The sequence below is a fragment of the Campylobacter aviculae genome (genome assembly GCF_005406215.1).
In the GTDB taxonomy this organism is placed as follows: Bacteria; Campylobacterota; Campylobacteria; order Campylobacterales; family Campylobacteraceae; genus Campylobacter_D; species Campylobacter_D aviculae.
Window position 1 is genome coordinate 1 of the sequence record NZ_NXMA01000038.1, and the last position, 2,047, is coordinate 2,047.

Below are 2,047 nucleotides of genomic sequence, written 5' to 3' on the forward strand. Positions count from 1 at the left end.
GTGGTTGCTGTAATGAAAGCCAGTTGTGTTTTTGCAGTTTCAAAGGCTTTACTCGCATCAATAAAAGAGCTTCCAAAATCTTTTATATCTAAAAATAAATTTTTACAACCTTGATAAGCTTGAACTAAATGTGCATTCATATCTAAAATGCTTTTTGAAAGACTTAAAAAGCTTTGTTCTGTTTCTTTTAAATATTTTCTTGTGTTTTGTGTTGTTTGGTTTAAACCGCTAAAACCTTTATTGAGTTTTTGAACACTAACAACACCTTCATTTGTATCGACACTGACGCCAACTTTAACATTTTTTGCCATTTATGTTTCCTTTAGTTTGATTTGGTTAGAATTTGAAAAAGGAGTTTGAAAAATATGTTTTATAGTTACACACCCCTTAGTTTTGGTGGTTTTGTATTTTTGCTGCTTGTCTTTTTTCTTATGCGAAATGCAAGTAAAAAGCTTTTTAAAAAACAACAATTTCTTAAAGATTATGAAAATTACAAAGATGAACTTTATAAGTTTAAAAATGCAGTTTGTGATTTTGCAAAAAATAAACAAACAAAAAGCGTTCTTATGAGTGCTTCTTGTTTGCATTTTGCGGTGCAAAATAATATTTTTAGTGAAGGTTTCACGAAACAATTTAAACAAATCCTGCAAGATTATCCTAATGAAAAAGAATTTAATATAGAAATCAATCATCTTTTATCCTAAAAAATTTCAAAACATCTTCTTGAAGTTTTTTGATATCTAAATTTTCTTTGTTATTTTGATCAATATGTTCTGATTTTAAATGAGTGCTTAGTAAAAATTCATCTTGATTGCATTTAACGCCCATAAATGAGGCTAACATACTCAACAAAATATTCATTTGAATTTCATTTTTTTCACTTGCTAAGGGTTCATGGCTGAAAAAATACATCCATTCATTAAATTCAGCTTGTGTGATGGTTCTTTCAAGTTCGCCCACGCTACGCCCAAGAGCAAGGGCGAGGCGGTATTTTAATCGTCCTTGCTCTCTTGCTTTGGGGCGTCATTTGTGAATTTTAAAATCTCCTCTGCAAGCTGTGCAAAAACTTTTAAACCTTCTTGGTTTAGATTGTCGATGATTTTTTCATCAACCTTTGGTTCAAGTAAAGCAGTGAGTATGATATCTTTTTTAAAATTTGAATTTCTTTTGATAAGATCAAGATTGATTTTTTGATTTTTACCTTGATTTTCATCTTGAATTTCAATTTTATTTCTTTCCATAATTTCTAATTGCTCGACCATAGAAAGCTGACGGATTTTAAATTTTTCATCTATGCCTTCGATTGAAATTTCTTTTTCTCCTAAAGAGTGTTGTTTTAAAAAATCATTGAATTTCATTTTTTAGCCTTTTGTTTTGATGTGGTAGTAAAGGTGTTGTTTAAAAAGCTTTGTTCTTCTGCTTCACTGGCTACACCTGTGCTTGCATCTATAGTGTATTTTTTACGTGTATCATTGTTAGCTGGATAGCTAAGGCTTAAAGGAATTGGATAAAAATAAATGATCTTGCCTTTTAAATCTTCATAAGCTTGATCTTTTACGGGTTCGTTTTGGGTTTCGTGGATAGCATCACTTTCTTTTTGCCATTTAGCTTCTGCTTGTTTTATTGTAACAAACTCTTCTTTTTCATTAAAGGTTTGTGTGCTAGGATTTGGCACAACTCCACGAATAGCATCAAAAACATAAACCAATCTTTCATCGTTTATTTGAGGTTTAGTTAGTGTGCTTTCTTTGGCATAGTAATAAACAATTTTGCCTTTTTTATCTTCTAAAACCTCCCCTATTTTTAAAGCTTTTGTAGTGTGTTCTACCTCTTCTCCTTCTTCAAATCTAAAAGGGGTGATGTCTTTTGACTCGCCGATTTTTTCAGCGGTGATATTTGCACTGAATTTGTTATTGGCTTCGCTTTGAAGTTCAAAGCCTGTGAGTTTCATTTTTATCTTAAGTGTGGTTTTTCTCTCATCATTGACCTCAACGATAATAAATACTTCTTCATTTTCTTCAAAGGCTTTTTCAAGATAATGCACCCC

The 2,047-nt window shown here is 31.1% G+C and carries 5 protein-coding genes; 1 reads left to right on the forward strand and 4 read right to left on the reverse strand.

Annotated elements, in window-relative coordinates:
* A partial coding sequence (locus tag CQA76_RS08815; protein ID WP_137623005.1) for a hypothetical protein occupies nucleotides 1-311 on the reverse strand: 311 nt, incomplete at its 3' end.
* A gap of 54 nt (nucleotides 312-365) precedes the next feature.
* On the opposite strand from CQA76_RS08815, the gene CQA76_RS08820 reads away from it, so the two are divergent.
* Nucleotides 366-704, forward strand: a complete 339-nt coding sequence (locus tag CQA76_RS08820) for a hypothetical protein (protein ID WP_137623006.1) — start codon at nucleotides 366-368, stop codon at nucleotides 702-704.
* Here CQA76_RS08820 and CQA76_RS08825 read toward each other — a convergent pair.
* The 3 genes from CQA76_RS08825 to CQA76_RS08835 all read right to left on the reverse strand — a co-directional run.
* Nucleotides 685-960, reverse strand: a complete 276-nt coding sequence (locus CQA76_RS08825) for a phage tail assembly protein T (protein ID WP_232364929.1) — start codon at nucleotides 958-960, stop codon at nucleotides 685-687. The genes CQA76_RS08820 and CQA76_RS08825 overlap by 20 nt on opposite strands.
* 32 nt (nucleotides 961-992) lie before the next feature.
* Nucleotides 993-1,358, reverse strand: coding sequence for a DNA repair protein (locus CQA76_RS08830; protein WP_137623007.1), 366 nt, complete (start codon nucleotides 1,356-1,358; stop codon nucleotides 993-995).
* On the reverse strand, nucleotides 1,355-2,047 hold a 693-nt coding region (locus CQA76_RS08835; RefSeq protein WP_137623008.1), incomplete at its 5' end, for a hypothetical protein. The genes CQA76_RS08835 and CQA76_RS08830, both read right to left, overlap by 4 nt.